This window comes from Stella humosa (assembly GCF_006738645.1).
GTDB lineage: Bacteria > Pseudomonadota > Alphaproteobacteria > ATCC43930 > Allostellaceae > Allostella > Allostella humosa.
The window spans coordinates 2,829,847-2,846,456 of record NZ_AP019700.1 but is presented as its reverse complement, the minus strand read 5'-3'; the positions used below and the strand labels follow the sequence as shown (position 1 = coordinate 2,846,456).

Annotated in this window: 17 protein-coding genes; 15 read left to right on the top strand and 2 right to left on the bottom strand. The window is 67.9% G+C overall.

Annotated features, from left to right (window positions below; translation table 11 throughout):
• Position 1 precedes the first annotated feature (1 nt).
• Genes STVA_RS13330 through STVA_RS13280 form a run of 11 tightly spaced genes read left to right on the top strand, consistent with a single transcriptional unit; the run spans position 2 to position 10,375 of the window.
• Positions 2-610, top strand: a complete 609-nt coding sequence (locus tag STVA_RS13330) for an NADH-quinone oxidoreductase subunit J (protein ID WP_123688418.1) — start codon at positions 2-4, stop codon at positions 608-610.
• 1 nt (position 611) lies between these two features.
• A complete protein-coding gene (gene nuoK / locus STVA_RS13325; RefSeq protein ID WP_123688417.1) occupies positions 612-923 on the top strand; it encodes an NADH-quinone oxidoreductase subunit NuoK in 312 nt (103 codons plus the stop codon).
• A 10-nt stretch (positions 924-933) separates the two neighbouring features.
• Positions 934-2,862, top strand: a complete 1,929-nt coding sequence (nuoL, locus tag STVA_RS13320) for an NADH-quinone oxidoreductase subunit L (RefSeq protein ID WP_123688416.1) — start codon at positions 934-936, stop codon at positions 2,860-2,862.
• 14 nt (positions 2,863-2,876) lie between these two features.
• Complete coding sequence (locus STVA_RS13315; protein WP_123688415.1) at positions 2,877-4,391, top strand: NADH-quinone oxidoreductase subunit M; 1,515 nt, start codon at positions 2,877-2,879, stop codon at positions 4,389-4,391.
• A 10-nt stretch (positions 4,392-4,401) separates the two neighbouring features.
• On the top strand, positions 4,402-5,865 hold the full coding sequence (nuoN, locus tag STVA_RS13310; RefSeq protein WP_123688414.1) for an NADH-quinone oxidoreductase subunit NuoN: 1,464 nt from the start codon (positions 4,402-4,404) through the stop codon (positions 5,863-5,865).
• A 38-nt stretch (positions 5,866-5,903) separates the two neighbouring features.
• A complete protein-coding gene (locus STVA_RS13305; RefSeq protein WP_245978198.1) occupies positions 5,904-6,617 on the top strand; it encodes a biotin--[acetyl-CoA-carboxylase] ligase in 714 nt (237 codons plus the stop codon).
• 5 nt (positions 6,618-6,622) lie between these two features.
• A complete protein-coding gene (locus STVA_RS13300; RefSeq protein ID WP_123688412.1) occupies positions 6,623-7,432 on the top strand; it encodes a type III pantothenate kinase in 810 nt (269 codons plus the stop codon).
• The gene (locus STVA_RS13295) at positions 7,432-9,135 is read left to right on the top strand and encodes a ribonuclease J (RefSeq protein WP_245978196.1); all 1,704 of its coding nucleotides are present in this window, start codon (positions 7,432-7,434) and stop codon (positions 9,133-9,135) included. Before STVA_RS13300 ends, STVA_RS13295 begins: the two co-directional genes overlap by 1 nt.
• Positions 9,136-9,171: 36 nt before the next feature.
• The gene (gene mce / locus STVA_RS13290) at positions 9,172-9,576 is read left to right on the top strand and encodes a methylmalonyl-CoA epimerase (protein WP_123688411.1); all 405 of its coding nucleotides are present in this window, start codon (positions 9,172-9,174) and stop codon (positions 9,574-9,576) included.
• A gap of 4 nt (positions 9,577-9,580) precedes the next feature.
• On the top strand, positions 9,581-9,817 hold the full coding sequence (locus STVA_RS13285; RefSeq protein WP_123688410.1) for a DUF1467 family protein: 237 nt from the start codon (positions 9,581-9,583) through the stop codon (positions 9,815-9,817).
• 3 nt (positions 9,818-9,820) lie between these two features.
• Entirely contained in the window at positions 9,821-10,375 is a 555-nt protein-coding gene (locus STVA_RS13280) for a DNA-3-methyladenine glycosylase I (RefSeq protein WP_123688409.1), read from the top strand.
• Positions 10,376-10,410: 35 nt separating this feature from the next.
• Here the strand turns inward: STVA_RS13280 and STVA_RS13275 are convergent, their stop codons facing one another.
• Positions 10,411-10,809: a DUF2306 domain-containing protein gene (locus STVA_RS13275; RefSeq protein ID WP_123688408.1), complete on the bottom strand. Its 399-nt coding sequence runs from the start codon at positions 10,807-10,809 to the stop codon at positions 10,411-10,413.
• A 333-nt stretch (positions 10,810-11,142) separates the two neighbouring features.
• Positions 11,143-12,432 (bottom strand): NCS2 family permease, encoded by a 1,290-nt coding sequence (locus STVA_RS13270; RefSeq protein ID WP_123688407.1) that lies wholly within the window; start codon positions 12,430-12,432, stop codon positions 11,143-11,145.
• 130 nt (positions 12,433-12,562) lie between these two features.
• Here STVA_RS13270 and STVA_RS13265 point away from each other — a divergent pair, with 130 nt between their 5' ends.
• From STVA_RS13265 to STVA_RS13250, 4 genes are all read left to right on the top strand, one after another.
• Positions 12,563-13,186 carry a glutathione S-transferase family protein gene (locus tag STVA_RS13265; protein ID WP_123688406.1) on the top strand — a complete coding sequence of 208 codons (624 nt, stop codon included), beginning with the start codon at positions 12,563-12,565 and terminating at the stop codon, positions 13,184-13,186.
• 69 nt (positions 13,187-13,255) lie between these two features.
• The gene (gene proS / locus STVA_RS13260; RefSeq protein ID WP_123688405.1) at positions 13,256-14,596 is read left to right on the top strand and encodes a proline--tRNA ligase; all 1,341 of its coding nucleotides are present in this window, start codon (positions 13,256-13,258) and stop codon (positions 14,594-14,596) included.
• Between the two features lie 7 nt (positions 14,597-14,603).
• Positions 14,604-15,851, top strand: a complete 1,248-nt coding sequence (locus tag STVA_RS13255; RefSeq protein ID WP_123688404.1) for a lipoprotein-releasing ABC transporter permease subunit — start codon at positions 14,604-14,606, stop codon at positions 15,849-15,851.
• On the top strand, positions 15,848-16,552 hold the full coding sequence (locus tag STVA_RS13250; protein ID WP_123688403.1) for an ABC transporter ATP-binding protein: 705 nt from the start codon (positions 15,848-15,850) through the stop codon (positions 16,550-16,552). The genes STVA_RS13255 and STVA_RS13250 overlap by 4 nt, the downstream gene beginning before the upstream one ends.
• The last annotated feature ends 58 nt before the right edge of the window (positions 16,553-16,610 follow it).

Here is a 16,610-nt window from a genome sequence, read left to right as displayed (position 1 = left end):
CGTGATCGTCCAGACGCTCGCCTTTTATCTGTTCGCCGGCCTGACCGTGGCGTCCGCCTTCATGGTGATCGCCGCGCGCAACCCGGTCCATTCGGTGCTGTTCCTGATCCTGGCCTTCGTCAACGCGGCCGGGCTCTTCGTCCTCCTGGGGGCGGAGTTCCTGGCGATGATGCTGGTCGTGGTCTATGTCGGCGCCGTCGCCGTGCTGTTCCTGTTCGTCGTGATGATGCTCGACATCAATTTCGCCGAGCTGCGGCAGGGCTTCCTCCAGTACCTGCCGATCGGCGGCCTGGTCGGCCTGATCCTGCTGGTGGAGCTGGTGCTCGTCGTCGGCACCTGGGTGGTGGCGCCCGGCGTGACGCCCGCCTCGCCGACGCCGGCGGCGGCCCAGATGTCCAACACCGAGGCGCTCGGCCGCCTGCTCTTCACCAAGTACGTCTACTTCTTCCAGGCGTCCGGCATGATCCTGCTGGTCGCCATGATCGGCGCCATCGTGCTGACGCTGCGCAGCCGCGAGGGCGTGCGCCGCCAGTCGATCGCCCAGCAGAACGCGCGCACCCGCCGCGACACGCTGGAGATCCGCAAGGTCCAGAGCGGGACGGGGGGCTGACATGGAGACCATCGGCCTCGGCCACTACCTGACGGTGGGCGCGATCCTGTTCACGCTCGGGATCTTCGGCGTCTTCCTCAATCGCAAGAACGTCATCGTCATCCTGATGTCGATCGAGCTGATGCTGCTCGCCGTGAACATCAACCTGGTCGCCTTCTCCTCGTTCCAGGGCGACCTGGTGGGCCAGGTGTTCACGCTCTTCGTGCTGACGGTGGCCGCCGCGGAGGCCGCGATCGGCCTGGCGATCCTCGTCGTCTACTTCCGCAACCGCGGCTCGATCGCGGTTGAGGACGTCAACCTGATGAAGGGCTGAGGCCGGGCCGATGTTTGCCGCCGCCATCTTCCTGCCGCTGCTTGGCGCCATCGTGGCCGGATTCTTCGGCCGCTGGATCGGCGACCGGGGCGCCCAGATCGTCACCTGCGCCGGCCTGCTGATCAGCATGCTGCTCGGCTGGTACATCCTCTACCTGGTGGGCTTCCGGGGCGAGACGCGCACCGTCGAGCTGTTCACCTGGATCTCGTCCGGCACCTTCGAGGTCGCCTGGGCGCTGCGCTTCGACACGCTGACCGCGGTCATGGTGTTCGTCGTCACCACGGTGTCGGCGATGGTCCATGTCTATTCCGTGGGCTACATGTCGCACGACCATTCGATCCCGCGCTTCATGGCCTATCTCAGCATCTTCACCTTCTTCATGCTGATGCTGGTGACGGCCGACAACTTCGTGCAGATGTTCTTCGGCTGGGAGGGCGTGGGCGTCGCCTCCTACCTGCTGATCGGCTTCTGGTTCGACCGGCAGTCGGCCAATGCCGCGGCGATGAAGGCCTTCATCGTCAACCGCGTCGGCGATTTCGGCTTCGCGCTCGGCATCATGGCGATCTTCTACCTGTTCGGGACGGTGCAGTTCGACGCCGTGTTCCAGGCCGCCCCGCAGATGGCCGGCCGGAACTTCGAGTTCCTGGGCATGCAGGTTGACGCCCTGACGACCGCCTGCATCCTCCTGTTCATCGGCGCCATGGGCAAGTCGGCCCAGCTCGGCCTGCACACCTGGCTGCCGGACGCGATGGAGGGGCCGACCCCGGTGTCGGCGCTGATCCATGCGGCAACCATGGTCACGGCCGGCGTCTTCATGCTGTGCCGCCTGTCGCCCGTGTTCGAGTACGCGCCGACAGCGCTTGCCATCGTCACCCTGGTGGGCGCGACCACGGCCATCTTCGCGGCCACGGTCGGCCTGACGCAGTTCGACATCAAGCGCGTCATCGCCTATTCGACCTGCAGCCAGCTCGGCTACATGTTCTTCGCGATCGGCGTCTCGGCCTACCAGGCGGCGATCTTCCACCTGATGACGCATGCCTTCTTCAAGGCGCTGCTGTTCCTGGGTGCGGGCTCGGTCATCCACGCCATGTCCGACGAGCAGGACATGCGGCGCATGGGCGGCATCTGGCGCCTGATTCCGACCACCTACACGCTGATGTGGATCGGCAGCCTGGCGCTGGCCGGCCTGCCGTTCTTCGCCGGCTTCTATTCCAAGGACATCATCCTGGAGGCCGCTTTCGGCGCCCATAGCGGCGTCGGCCAGTACGCCTTCTGGCTCGGCATCCTGGCCGCCCTGCTGACCGCCTTCTATTCGTGGCGCCTGCTGTTCCTCACCTTCCACGGCAAGCCGCGGGCGAACGAGAAGGTGATGGCCCACGTCCATGAATCGCCGCCGGTGATGATCGTGCCACTGGTGGTGCTGGCGCTGGGCGCGCTCTTCTCGGGCTGGCTCGCCTACGAGGCCTTCGTCGGCCACGACCAGAAGGCATTCTGGGGGGCGTCCATTTTCGTCGCCAGCCACCACGACCCGCTGGAAGCCGCCCACCATGTGCCGGGCTGGGTGAAGCTGCTGCCGATCTTCGTGGCCGTGGCCGGCATCGCGCTCGCCTGGATCGCCTACATTGCGCGGCCCGACCTGCCGCGCCTGGCGGCAGAGGCGCTGCGGCCGGTGCACCGCTTCTTCTTCAACAAGTGGTACTTCGACGAGCTCTACGACCGGATCTTCGTGCGGCCGTCCTTCTATCTCGGCCGCGGCCTCTGGAAGACCGGCGACGGGGCGCTGATCGACGGCGTCGGCCCGGACGGGGTGGCGGCGGCGACGCAGGCCATGTCGATCCGCGCCAGCCGGCTGCAGACGGGCTACGTCTACCACTATGCCTTTGCCATGCTGATCGGCGTCGTCGTGCTGGTCAGCTGGTACCTCTACGTCCGCATTTGACGGGAATCGATCGGATGTCCGACCTGCCCATCCTGTCGCTCGTCACCTTCCTGCCCCTGGTGGGGGCAGCGCTCATCTTCGTGGTGCGCGGCGATGTCGACACGGTCGCCCGCAACGCGCGCAACGTCGCCCTGTGGACGAGCACGATCACCTTCCTGCTGTCGCTGCTGCTGTGGGTCGATTTCGAACCCGGCCAGCCCGGCTTCCAGTTCGAGGAGAAGGCGACCTGGATCGCCGACTTCAACATCACCTATCACCTGGGCATCGACGGCATCTCGCTGTTCTTCGTCCTCTTGTCGACGTTCCTGACGCCAATCTGCGTGCTGGCCTCCTGGGAGTCGGTGCAGAAGCGGGTGAAGGAGTACATGATCTGCTTCCTGGTCCTCGAGACCATGATGGTCGGCATGTTCTCGTCGCTCGACTTCGTGATGTTCTACATCTTCTTCGAAGCGGTCCTGATCCCGATGTTCCTCATCATTGGGGTATGGGGCGGGACGCGCCGGGTCTATGCGGCGTTCAAGTTCTTCCTCTACACGCTGCTGGGTTCGGTCCTGATGCTGCTGGCCATCCTGGCGGTCTACGCCCAGATCGGCTCGACGGACATCCCGACCGCGATGGCGTTCTCGTTCGCCCGCGACATGCAGATCTGGCTGTGGCTGGCCTTCTTCGCCTCCTTCGCGGTGAAGGTGCCGATGTGGCCGGTCCACACCTGGCTGCCCGACGCGCATGTCGAGGCGCCGACGGCGGGCTCGGTCATCCTGGCCGGCGTGCTGCTGAAGATGGGCGCGTACGGCTTCCTGCGCTTCTCGCTGCCGATGTTCCCGGAGGCGTCGGTCTACTTCTCGCCGTTCGTCTATACGCTGAGCGTCGTCGCCATCATCTACACCTCGCTCGTGGCGTTGGCGCAGGAGGACATGAAGAAGCTGATCGCCTACTCGTCGGTGGCCCACATGGGCTACGTGACCTTGGGCATCTTCACCTTCACCCAGCAGGGGCTGGAGGGCGCCATCTTCCAGATGCTGAGCCACGGCATCGTCTCGGGCGCGCTCTTCCTGTGCGTCGGCGTCGTCTACGACCGGCTGCACACCCGCGAGATCGCGCGCTATGGCGGCCTCGTGCACCGCATGCCGAAATACGCGGTCGTCTTCATGCTGTTCATGATGGCGTCGGTCGGCCTGCCGGGCACCAGCGGCTTCGTCGGCGAGTTCCTGGTGCTGGTCGGCGCGTTCCGCGCCAACACTTGGGTGGCGCTGCTGGCGACCACCGGCGTGGTGCTGGGCTGCACCTACATGCTCTACCTTTATCGCCGCGTCGTCTTCGGCAAGCTGACCCGCGACGACCTCAAGACCATGCTCGACCTCGACCGCCGCGAGATCGCGATCTTCGCGCCGCTGGTCGTCCTGGTCCTGTGGATGGGCATCTATCCCAGTTCCTTCCTCGATCCGATGGCGCTGCCGGTGGGCCAGCTCGTCGATCGGCTGAAGCTCGCCGAGGCCGCCGGCCATGCGATCTTCCTGGCGCAGCACTGAGGACCGGCAAATGACTCCCGTTCAGTTCCCGGACCTGCTGCCGGCCCTGCCCGAGATCGTGCTCGCCGTCGGCAGCATGGCGCTGCTGATGCTGGGCGTGTTCAACGGCGATCGCTCGGCCCGGCTGGTGGCTTGGCTCAGCGTCCTGCTGCTGCTGCTGGCGGGCGTGCTGGTCGCGGCCGGCGGCGGCGCGGAGCGCGTGACCTTCTTCGGCGCCTTCGTCTCCGATGCTTTCTCGTCCTTCGCCAAGATGCTGATCCTGCTGGGCTCGATCACGGCGATCCTGCTCGGCGCCGACCAGAACGAGCGCGACGGGCAGGCGCGGTTCGAATACCCGATCCTGATCGTCCTCTCGACGCTCGGCATGCTGATGATGGTGTCGGCGGCCGACCTCATCTCGCTTTATCTGGGGCTGGAGCTGCAGAGCCTGGCGCTCTACGTCCTGGCCGCCTTCCGGCGCGAGACGGTGCGCTCGACCGAGGCCGGCCTGAAGTATTTCGTCCTGGGCGCGCTGTCGTCCGGCATGCTGCTCTACGGCTCGTCGCTGCTGTACGGCTTTGCCGGCACGACCTCGTTCGAGGCGTTGGCGACGACGCTGCGCGCGGGCGAGCCCGCCATCGGCGTCATCTTCGGCATCGTGTTTCTGGCCGCGGGCCTGGCCTTCAAGGTGTCGGCCGTGCCGTTCCACATGTGGACGCCCGACGTCTATGAGGGTGCGCCGACGCCCGTCACCGCCTTCTTTGCCGTGGCCCCCAAGATCGCGGCCGTCGCGCTGCTGCTGCGCGTCATGCTGGAGCCGCTGGGCGGCCTGGTCGACCAGTGGCGCCAGATCATCATCTTCATCTCGGTCGGCTCGATGGTGCTGGGTGCCTTCGCGGCGATCAACCAGACCAACATCAAGCGCCTGATGGCCTACAGCTCGATCGGCCATGTCGGCTACGCATTGGTAGGGCTGGCCGCCGGCACGGCGGCCGGCGTGCGCGGCGTGCTGATCTACATGGCGATCTACCTCTTCATGACCGCTGGCACCTTCGCCGTCATCCTGTGCATGCGCCAGAAGGACCGGATGGTCGAGGGCATCCAGGACCTGGCCGGCCTGTCGCGCACGCGGCCGCTGCTGGCCCTGGCGCTCGCCATCTTCATGTTCTCGATGGCCGGCATCCCGCCGCTGGCGGGCTTCTTCGGCAAGCTCTACGTCTTCATGGCGGCGATCGACGCAGCGCGCACGTTCCCGGCGCTCTATGCCCTGGCGATCATTGGCGTGCTGGCCAGCGTCGTGGGTGCCTACTACTACCTGCGCATCGTCAAGATCATGTATTTCGACGAGCCGGCCGAGGGCTTCGACCGGAACGTGTCGGGCGAGGTGCACGCGATCATCGGCGTGGCCGCCGTCTTCACGCTGCTGTTCTTCATCTATCCCGCACCCTTGCTGTCGGCTGCCGCGACCGCCGCCGCAGCCCTGGTCAAGGGATGAATGGCCCTGCCGGTGGACTGCCTCGGGCGGTCCACCGCGTGGCGCTCGACGCCGTCGGGAGCACCAACGACGAGGCGTTCCGCCTTGCCCGCGAAGGGGCGGCGGAGATCACCATGGTCACGGCGCGCAGCCAGACCGGTGGCCGGGGGCGGCGGGGACGGACCTGGGCATCGCCCCCCGGCAATCTCTATTCGTCGTTCCTGTTGCGGCCCGACCGGCCGGCCGCGGGGCTGGCGGAACTCAGCTTCGTGGCGGCGGTGGCGGCCGCTGAAGCATGCAGCGGGCTTCTCCCGGCGTCCGCAGGGGTGGAGTTGAAGTGGCCCAACGACCTGCTGATCGATGGGGCCAAGTTGTCCGGCATCCTGGTCGAGACCGAGCAGGGCCCGGACGGGCGCCCGGTGGTGGCGCTCGGCATCGGCATCAACGTGGCCCATGCGCCGGAAGGCACCCCCTATCCCGCGACGGCCCTGTCGCACCACGCGGCGGTCGTGCTGGAAGATGTGGCATCGGCCCTGGGGGCTGCGGTCGCGCGCTGGTACGGCCTGTGGCTCGATCAGGGGTTCGCACCGGTGCGCGCGGCCTGGAGTGCCGCTGCCATCCGGCCGGGCCGGCCGCTCAGCGTCCGCATCGGCCAGGAGACGATCGCCGGCGGCTTTGCCGGGATCGACGAGTCCGGGGCCCTGCTGCTCGACCTGCCGGCCGGCACGCGGAGGCGGGTGCTGGCGGGCGACGTGATCTTCCAGACGGGATAGCTGCCATGCTGCTGGCGATCGACATCGGCAATACCAACAGCGTCTTCGCCCTCACCGAGGGCGATGCGATCCGTGCCACCTGGCGCTGCGTCACCGACACCAAGCGCACCGCCGACGAATATGGCGCCTGGTTGACCCAGCTCATGGGCCTGGAGTGGATCGAGCCGCAGCAGGTGACGGCGATCGTCGTCGCCACGGTGGTGCCCGAATCGCTCTTCAATGTCGTTGGCATGTGCCGGCGCTACTTCCGCTGCGAGCCGCTCGTGGTGGGGGACTCGGCCGTCCATCTCGGGGTGGAGGCCAAGGTCGACCGCCCGCGCGAGGTGGGGGCCGATCGCCTGGTGAACGGCCTGTCAGCGCATCGCCGCTATGGCGGGCCGGCCATCGTCATCGACTTCGGCACCGCCACCACGTTCGACGTGATCGACGGGGACGGCAACTACAATGGCGGGGTGATCGCGCCCGGCATCAACCTGTCGCTCCAGGCGTTGCACATGGCGGCCGCCCGCTTGCCGCGCGTGGACATCAAGCGGCCGGAGAAGGTCATCGGCCGCAACACCATCGCCTGCATGCAGTCCGGCGTCTATTGGGGCTATGTGGGATTGATCGAAGGCATCGTCGCCCGCATTCGCGCGGAGTGGGATGCCCCCTTGAAAGTCATCGGTACGGGCGGCCTCGTACCCCTATTCGCAGAGGCGACCAACGTGTTCGATCATGTCGACGGCGACCTTACCCTGCACGGCCTGATCGCCGTCCACGCGCTCAATTCATCCGCGCCCGCCAGTTCATCGGCTACCGCCAGCCCGGCCCATTGATGGCCAGTTCCCAGATGGCACCGGCAGCCGCGCTGACTTCGGGCGCCTTCCCGCCGGGCGCGCCCCAGGATCTCCATTTCCTCGCCCTCGGCGGCTCGGGCGAGATCGGGATGAACCTCAACCTCTACGCCTACAAGGGCAAGTGGCTGATGGTCGACCTGGGTGTCACGTTCGGCGATGATTCGACGCCGGGCGTCGACGTCATCATGCCCGACATCGGCTTCATCGCCGATCGCCGGGATGCGCTGGCCGGCCTCGTGCTGACCCATGGCCACGAGGACCATATCGGCGCCGTCCAGTATCTCTGGCCGCGCCTGAAGTGCCCGGTCTATGCCACGCCCTTCACCGCGGCCCTGCTCCGGCGCAAGCTGGCCGAGACGGGCCTGGCCGACATGCCCATCACCATCATCCCGATGGAAGGCCGCTTCCAGGTCGGCCCGTTCGACCTGGAACTGATCACGCTCACCCATTCGATCCCCGAGCCCAATGCGGTCGTCATCCGCACCGGCCAGGGCACCATCCTCCATACCGGCGACTGGAAGCTCGACCCTGACCCGCTGGTCGGCCCCGTCGCCGACGAGGCAGCCCTGAAGGCCCTGGGCGACGAAGGCGTGCTGGTGATGATCGGCGATTCGACCAACGCCATGCGCGACGGCGAGTCGGGTTCGGAGGGGGAGGTGCGCAGCGCGCTGCTGTCGCTGGTCGCCCGCTGCAAGGGCCGGGTGGCGATCGCCTGCTTCGCTTCCAACGTCGCCCGGCTGCAGACGATGATCGACGTGGCGAAGGCGACCGACCGCCAGATTGCGCTGGTCGGCCGCTCGCTGTGGCGCATCGTGGCGGCCGCGCGCGAGACCGGCTACCTCGACCGCGACGTGCCGTTCCTGGACGACCGCGAGGCGGCATACGTGCCGCGCGACCAGTTGCTGATGGTCTGCACCGGCAGCCAGGGCGAGCCGCGCGCGGCCCTGCCGCGGATCGCCAACGGCACGCATCCCAAGATTACGCTGGAAGCCGGCGATTCCTGCATCTTCTCGTCGCGCATCATCCCCGGCAACGAGAAGTCGATCGGCAAGCTGCAGGACGACCTTCTGCGCCTGGGCGTCGAGGTGCTGACCGAGCGCGACCATTTCGTCCATGTCTCGGGCCATCCCTGCCGCGACGAGCTGGTGCGCATGTACCAGTGGGTGCGCCCGCAACTGGCCATCCCGGTGCATGGCGAGCATCGCCACATGGTGGCGCACGCCGAGCTGGCGCTGACCTGCCAGGTGCCGCAGGCGCTGGTGACGGCCAACGGCTCGCTGATCCGCCTGGCGCCCGGCAAGCCCGCCATCGTGGCCCAGGTCCCGTCGGGCCGGGTGGCGGTCGAGGGCGACGCCCTGCTGCCGCTGGAAGGCCCCTCGCTCAAGACGCGCAGCCGCATCGCCAATCACGGGGCGGTGGTGGCCACGCTGGTGCTGAACGGCGAGGGGCGGCCGATCGCGCCGGCCCAGGTGGCGGCCCCCGGCCTCTTCGACCCGGAGGTCGACGCGGGCGAGATCACGGCACTTGGCCGGACGGCCTCCTCGGCGTTCGACCGCCTCAGCAAGGCCGACCGCCGCGACGACTCCGTGGTCGAGGCGGCCGTCGCCTCCGCACTCCGGCGCTATGTCCGCGAAGGGCGTGGAAAACGGCCGACGATCTCCGTACATCTGGTCCGGGTGTAAGGGCATCCGGATCTGCAGGGCAGGGGAGGCGTTGGGATGATCGGGAGGCTGAACCATGTGGCGATTGCGGTGCCGGACCTCGCGGCCGCGTCGGCCATGTATCGCGACGTGCTGGGCGCCGAGGTGTCGGAGCCGCTGCCCCTGCCAGGGCACGGCGTGACCGTGGTCTTCGTCGGCCTGCCCAACACCAAGATCGAGCTGTTGCAGCCGCTGGGCGATGCCTCGCCGATCGCGCCGTTCCTGGCGCGCAACCCGTCCGGCGGCATGCATCACGTCTGCTACGAGGTGGACGACATCCTGGCCGCGCGCGACCGGCTGAAGGCCGGCGGCGCGCGGGTGCTGGGCGACGGCGAGCCCAAGCTGGGCGCGCACGACAAGCCGGTGCTGTTCCTGCACCCCAAGGACTTCACCGGCACCCTGATCGAGCTGGAACAGGCCTAGGGCCATGAGCATCGTCACGGGCTCGGCCGTCTATCTCGTGCTCTGGTGGATCTCGCTGTTTGCGATCCTGCCCTGGGGCGTGCGCGTCCCCGACCAGCCGGCACCCGGCCACGCGCCGAGCGCGCCCGAGCGGCCGCGGCTGCTGCTGAAGGCCGGCGTGACGACGGTGGTGGCGGCGATCCTCTGGCTTTTCGTCGAATGGCTCGTGACCACCGACCTCATCAGCTTCCGCGGTCCCTGAGCGATGGCGGACGGCGGCCCGGTCAGCGGCTACTGCCTGGCCGCGCTCGGGCATGCGTGGCACGCGCCCTATCATGACGCGGAGTACGGCTTCCCGGTCGCCGGCGATGATGCGCTGTTCGAGCGATTGGTGCTGGAGATCAACCAGGCGGGCCTCTCCTGGCTGACCATCCTGAAGAAGCGGGCCTCGTTCCAGGCCGCCTATGACGGCTTCGACATCGACCGGGTCGCCGCCTATGGCGAGGCCGACCGAGCGCGCCTGCTGGCCGATCCCGGCATCATCCGCAACCGGCTGAAGGTCGAAGCCGCGATCGAGAACGCGCGCCGGCTGCAAGGGATCCGCGCGAGCCACGGCTCTTTCGCGGGTTGGCTCGATGCCCACCACCCGCGGCCCAAGGACGCGTGGCTGAAGCTCTTCAAGAAGACCTTCCGCTTCACCGGCGGCGAGATCGTGGGCGAGTTCCTGATGAGCACCGGTTACCTGCCGGGTGCCCATCACCCGGGCTGCCCCGTGCATGACCGGGCGGTTGACGCCGGAGCGGCCTGGGCCCGGCGCTGATCCGCGCCACGTGCCGACTGGATCCCGGATAAGGCCTATCCGCCGAACACCACCGCGTACATCGCCCGGCCGGGCAGCAGCGTGAACAGTCCGGCCACGACGAGGCCACCCAGGAAGATGCCGGTCATCGTCCGGCTGTGGGCGGAAACGCGGTGCTGGCGGGCGCGGATGACGGCGAGCGGCAGCAGCACCAGGACCATGATCGCCAGCAGGTGGATCGGGCTCCACGGCCCGAACATGCGCAACCCATGGATGAAGAAGGCGGTGATAGCGACGATGGTCATGAGGATGACCCAGACCCATCCGACCGTGCGGTGGGGCAGGGTCCCCTTCGGGGCAACGAACTGGGCGATTCCCAGCACGAAGGCGCCGAAGGCGGCAAACGCGTGGATCTGAGTCGCGAGCGGGTGGGCGAGCAGCGGGGCCAGGGTCATGCGGGGGACTCCGAACGCGCCAAAGGAATGAGCGAAACCCTGCCCATTTCGCGAGCAGTTGCTGTTCCCCTGAGCAAGCCATTGATTTTAATGCGTAAAATGCGAAGTGCGACGAGTTGACCCTTGCGCCTGGGCCTGTATGTCACCATCCTAAACGCAATCGAGCGGCTCTCGCCGCTCGATTGTCGCCTGGTGGCGATTCCTCCCTAAACTCGGGGCTGCGTCGAGGTCTCGGCGCGGCCTCTTCTTCACACCGCAAGAGTAAGCAATCACCGGGCGGCTGTCATCACCTTTTTGCATGACTGCATCACGTCTGCGTCATGCGATGCGGCCCTATGTCACGGCGAACTTGATCACGAACAGCCCGGCGAGCAGCCAGACCGGCAGCGATACGTCGCCCGCCCGACCGCTGAGGAGCTTGATCGTCGCATAGGCGATGAAGCCGAAGGCGATCCCATGGGCGATCGAGAAGGTGAAGGGCATGGCGACCGCCGTGACCACGGCTGGCACGTATTCGCTGCCGTCCTTCCAGTCGATCTCGGTGATCGCGCGGACCATCATGCAGGCGACGAACAGCAGGGCCGGCGCGGTCGCGAAGGCCGGCACCGAAAGCACCAGCGGCGCGAACAGCAGGCTCGCCACGAACAGGACGGCGGTGACGCAGGCCGTGAGGCCGGTGCGGCCGCCCGCCTTCATTCCGGCCGCCGATTCGATATAGGCGGTGGTGGTCGAGGTGCCGAACGCGGCCCCGGCGATGACCGCGCTGCTGTCGGCGACCAGCGCCCGGCCCATACGCGGCAGGCGCCCTTGCGCATCCAGCATGCCGCCATGCCAGGCTACCCCCACCAGCGTCCCGGCCGTGTCGAACAGCGCCACCAGCAGGAAGGCGAAGACGACCACGGTCACGCCGAGGTCGAGCGCGCCCCGGATATCCATCTGCAGGAAAGTCGGCAGCAGGCTGGGCGGCGCGTCGACGATGCCGCGGAACGGCGTCAGGCCCAGGAGGATGCCGGCCAGAGTCGCGCCCAGTATGCCGATCAGCAGGGCGCCCGGCACCCGGCGCTGGTCGAGTGCCACGATGGCGAAGAAGGCAAGGATGGCGATCAGCGCGGGCGGCGCTGTCACCCGGCCGATCGTCACCATGGTCGCCGGATGGGCGGCCACGATGCCGGCGTTCTGCAGGGCGATGATGGCCAGCAGCAGCCCGATCCCGGCCGCGATCGCCATTTTCAGCCCGTGGGGGATGCTGTCGATGATGCGTTCGCGCAGGGTGGTGAGGCTGAGCGCCAGGAACAGCACGCCCGAGATGAAGACCGCCCCCAGCGCCACCTGCCAGGAATGCCCCATGCCCTGGACCACGCCATAGGCGAAGTAGGCGTTGATGCCCATGCCGGGCGCCAGCGCGATGGGGTAGTTGGCCCACAGGCCCATCGCCGCCGATCCGAAGGCGGCGGCCAGGCAGGTGGCGACGAAGACCGCCCCCTGGTCCATCCCCGCATCCTTCAGGATGAGCGGGTTCACGAACATGATGTAGGCCATGGCCAGGAACGTGGTGATGCCCGCCACCGCCTCCGTGCGCAGGTCGGTGCCGTGTGCGCGCAACCCGAACAGCCGTTCCAGCATGCTTCCCCCCCAAGGCCTGTGCCCGCCGCCATGCGATTCTGCGGCTTCGTCCGGCGCCCGGCAATCGGTCTCGAATGCGGGGCCGCCGCCTTCTGCTATGGATGGGCCGGGAAGTGTCGGAGGCACCGTCATGCTGAGGCTGTTCTATGCGCCCGCGACCTGCGCGCTGGCGACGCACATCGCGCTGATCGAGGCGGGCGCCGACTACGACCTGATCCGCCTCAGCTTCGCCGCCGAGGACCAGCGCAAGCCGGCGTTCCTGGCGATCAATCCCAAGGGCCGGGTGCCGGCATTGGTGACCGAGCAGGGTGTGCTGACCGAGACGCCGGCCCTGCTGGCCTATGTGGCGCAGCGCTACCCGGCGGCGCGCCTGGCGCCCTTCGACGACGCCTTCGCGCTGGCCCGGGTCCAGGCGTTCAACAGCTATCTCTGCGCCACCCTGCATGTCGCCCATTCCCACCGGATGCGCGGCTATCGCTGGGCCGACGAGCCCGACGCGATCCTGGCCATGCAGCGCAAGGTGCCGGCCTCCGTCAGCCAGTGCTTCGAGGTGGTCGAGCGCGAGTTGACCGGCCCTTGGGTGATGGGCGGCGCCTACACGATCTGCGACCCCTATCTCTTCACCCTGGCGCAGTGGATGGAGGCGGACGGCGTCGATACGGATCGCTTCCCGAACGTGATCGCCCATCGCCGCCGGTGCGCGGAGCGCGCTGCGGTGCAGCGGGCGCTGGCCGAAGAATCCGGCATGGCCTAGGGGCGTCGATGGACTCGGGTCCGGCCATCGGCTAAACGGAACGGCCTCACCCCATCGACCCAGGACGCCATGCGCCTCAGTTCCTACTTCATGCCGACGCTCAAGGAGAATCCGAGCGAGGCGCAGATCGTGTCGCACCGCCTGATGCTGCGCGCCGGCATGGTGCGCCAGGCCAGCGCCGGCATCTACAGCTGGCTGCCGATGGGCTTCCGGGTCCTGAAGCGGATCGAGCAGATCGTGCGCGAGGAGCAGAACGCCTCGGGCGCCCAGGAGGTGCTGATGCCGACGATCCAGTCGGCCGACCTGTGGCGTGAGAGCGGTCGTTACGACGACTACGGCAAGGAGATGCTGCGGATCGTCGACCGGCATGACCGCGAGATGCTGTACGGCCCGACCAACGAAGAGCTGATCACCGACATCTTCAAGGGTGCGGCCAAGAGTTGGCGCGACGTGCCGCGCAACCTCTACCACATCCAGTGGAAGTTCCGGGACGAGGTCCGCCCGCGCTTCGGCGTGATGCGCGGCCGCGAGTTCCTGATGAAGGACGCCTATTCCTTCGATTTGTCGAAGGAAGCCGCCCGCCACTCCTACAACAAGATGTTCGTGGCCTACCTGCGCACCTTTGCGCGCCTCGGCCTGAAGGCGATCCCGATGCGCGCCGACACCGGCCCGATCGGCGGCGACCTCAGCCACGAGTTCATCATCCTGGCCGAGACGGGCGAGAGCCAAGTCTACTGCCATCGCGACGTCCTCGAACTGGACGTGCTGGGTGCCGATATCGACTTCGACGATCAGGCCACCGTCCAGGGCGTGGTCGACCGCTGGACCGCGATCTATGCCGCGACCGACGAGAAGCACGACGAGGCGGCCTATGGCGCCATCCCGGAGGAGCGCCGCGTATCGGCCCGCGGCATCGAGGTCGGCCACATCTTCTATTTCGGCTCCAAGTACTCCAAGCCGCTGGGCGCGATGATCGCCAGGCCCGACGGCGAGACGGTGCCGGTCGAGATGGGCTCCTACGGCATCGGCGTGTCGCGCCTGGTGGGCGCCATCATCGAGGCCAGCCACGACGAGCGCGGCATCATCTGGCCGGAATCGGTGGCGCCGTTCCGGGTCGGCCTGATCAACCTGCGCGTCGGCGACGCCGCCTGCAGTGCGGCCGCGACGGGGATCTACGACACCCTGCGCAAGGCCGGCGTCGAGGTCCTCTATGACGACCGCGACGAAAGCCCCGGCGCCAAGTTCGCCTCGATGGACCTGATCGGGCTGCCCTGGCAGCTCGTCGTCGGCCCGCGCGGCCTGGCCCAGGGCGTGGTCGAGCTGAAGGAGCGGCGGACCGGGGAGAAGCAGGAACTGCCGATCGACGCCGCACTCGCGCGTTTCACCGCCGCCCCCATCACCGCGGTCTGATCGCCCGATGATCTTCTCGGCCTTCGAGCGGATGCTGGCCTTCCGCTACCTGCGGTCGCGCCGGCAGGAAGGCTTCATCTCGGTCATCGCCGGGTTCTCCTTCCTCGGCATCGCGCTGGGCGTGGCCACGCTCATCATCGTCATGTCGGTGATGAACGGCTTCCGGCAGGAGCTGCTGGGCCGCATCCTCGGCCTCAACGGCCACATGACGGTGCTGTCGACGCAAGGCAACCTGCGCGACTTCGACCGGGTGGCCGATGCCGTTCGCCGCATCCCGGGCGTGGTGACCGCCACCCCGCAGATCGAAGGCCAGGTGATGGCTTCCAACCAGGGCCGCGCGTCCGGCGCCATCGTCCGCGGCGTCCGGCCGGACGACCTGAAGGCCCGCAAGCTGATCGCCGAGAAGATCGAGGCCGGCTTCCTCAACCAGTTCGGTGGCGAGGATACGGTGGTCATCGGCTACCGCCTGGCGCAGAAGCTGGGGCTGCTGATCGGCGACCGCCTCACCCTGATCTCGCCCCAGGGGGTGCCGTCCCCCATGGGCACGCTGCCGCGCATCCGTTCCTACAAGATCGTCGCCGTCTTCAATGTCGGCATGTTCGAGTATGACAGCTCGCACGTCTTCCTGCCGCTGGAGGCGGCCCAGCTCTTCTTCCAGATGCCCGATGCCGCCACCGGCATCGAGGTGTTCGCGACCGACGCCGACCAGGTGCGTCGCCTGCGCCAGGACATCCTGGCGGCGGCGGGCCCGGGCGTGCGCGTCTATGACTGGCAGCAGGCCAATTCCAGCTTCTTCAACGCGCTCCAGGTGGAGCGCAACGTGATGTTCCTGATCCTGACGCTGATCATCGTGGTGGCCGCCTTCAACATCATCTCGTCGATGATCATGCTGGTGAAGGACAAGGGGCGCGACATCGCCATCCTGCGCACCATGGGGGCGACGCGCGGCATGGTCCTGCGCATCTTCTTCCTCACCGGCGCCAGCATCGGCATCGTCGGCACGCTGGCGGGATTCGGGCTGGGGCTGGCCTTCTGCCAAAACATCGAATCGATCCGCCAGGCGCTCCAGGCGCTGACCGGCACGCCGCTCTTCTCGCCCGAGGTCTATTTCCTGTCGCGCCTGCCCGCCATCATCGACTGGCGCGAGGTGAGCCAGGTGCTGGGCATGGGGCTGGCCTTGTCCTTCTTCGCGACCATCTATCCGGCCTGGCGGGCAGCCCGCCTCGATCCGGTCGAGGCCCTGCGCTACGAATGACCGCCAACCGCAACAAGGGTGAAGTCGCGCTCGACCTGCAATCGGTCGTGCGCACCTATCGCCAGGCCTCCGGCTCGCTCGAGGTGCTGCGCGGCGCCTCGCTGACCTTGCGCGCGGGCGAGATCGTGGCGCTGGTGGGCCCATCCGGGGCCGGCAAGTCGACGCTGCTGCATGTCGCGGGCCTGCTGGAAAAGCCGGACGGCGGCAGTGTCCAGGTCGACGGTCGACCGGCCGAGAACCTGGATGACGGCGAGCGCACCCGGCTGCGCCGCGACACCATCGGTTTCGTCTACCAGTTCCACCACCTGCTGCCGGAATTCTCGGCCGTCGAGAATGTCATGATCCCGCAGATGGTGGCAGGCGTGTCGCGGGCGGCCGCGCGCACCCGGGCGCGCACGCTGCTTGACCGGGTCGGGCTGCTGCCGCGCGAGGGGCACCGGCCGGCGCGGCTGTCGGGTGGCGAGCAGCAGCGGGTTGCGATCATGCGGGCGCTGGCCAACGACCCGCGGGTGCTGCTGGCCGACGAGCCGACCGGCAACCTCGACCACACGACCGGCGACCTGGTGATGGGCGAACTGGTGGGGCTGGTGCGCGACACCGGCCTTGCCGCGCTGGTCGCGACGCACAACCTGGAACTGGCGCGGCGCATGGACCGGATCGTAGAGCTGCGCGACGGCCTGCTGGTCCCCTACGCCGCCTGAGGGCGGCCGCCCGCCTTTCGTCACCCACGCCCGACCGGTAGAGTCGCGGGACGCAGGA

Coding starts and splice junctions, on each gene's coding strand:
- nuoK (WP_123688417.1), top strand. CDS start 612: ATGGAGACCATCGGCCTCGGCCACTACCTGACGGTGGGCGCGATCCTG.
- nuoL (WP_123688416.1), top strand. CDS start 934: ATGTTTGCCGCCGCCATCTTCCTGCCGCTGCTTGGCGCCATCGTGGCC.
- STVA_RS13315 (WP_123688415.1), top strand. CDS start 2,877: ATGTCCGACCTGCCCATCCTGTCGCTCGTCACCTTCCTGCCCCTGGTG.
- nuoN (WP_123688414.1), top strand. CDS start 4,402: ATGACTCCCGTTCAGTTCCCGGACCTGCTGCCGGCCCTGCCCGAGATC.
- STVA_RS13300 (WP_123688412.1), top strand. CDS start 6,623: ATGCTGCTGGCGATCGACATCGGCAATACCAACAGCGTCTTCGCCCTC.
- STVA_RS13295 (WP_245978196.1), top strand. CDS start 7,432: ATGGCCAGTTCCCAGATGGCACCGGCAGCCGCGCTGACTTCGGGCGCC.
- mce (WP_123688411.1), top strand. CDS start 9,172: ATGATCGGGAGGCTGAACCATGTGGCGATTGCGGTGCCGGACCTCGCG.
- STVA_RS13285 (WP_123688410.1), top strand. CDS start 9,581: ATGAGCATCGTCACGGGCTCGGCCGTCTATCTCGTGCTCTGGTGGATC.
- STVA_RS13280 (WP_123688409.1), top strand. CDS start 9,821: ATGGCGGACGGCGGCCCGGTCAGCGGCTACTGCCTGGCCGCGCTCGGG.
- STVA_RS13275 (WP_123688408.1), bottom strand. CDS start 10,809: ATGACCCTGGCCCCGCTGCTCGCCCACCCGCTCGCGACTCAGATCCAC.
- STVA_RS13270 (WP_123688407.1), bottom strand. CDS start 12,432: ATGCTGGAACGGCTGTTCGGGTTGCGCGCACACGGCACCGACCTGCGC.
- STVA_RS13265 (WP_123688406.1), top strand. CDS start 12,563: ATGCTGAGGCTGTTCTATGCGCCCGCGACCTGCGCGCTGGCGACGCAC.
- proS (WP_123688405.1), top strand. CDS start 13,256: ATGCGCCTCAGTTCCTACTTCATGCCGACGCTCAAGGAGAATCCGAGC.
- STVA_RS13255 (WP_123688404.1), top strand. CDS start 14,604: ATGATCTTCTCGGCCTTCGAGCGGATGCTGGCCTTCCGCTACCTGCGG.
- STVA_RS13250 (WP_123688403.1), top strand. CDS start 15,848: ATGACCGCCAACCGCAACAAGGGTGAAGTCGCGCTCGACCTGCAATCG.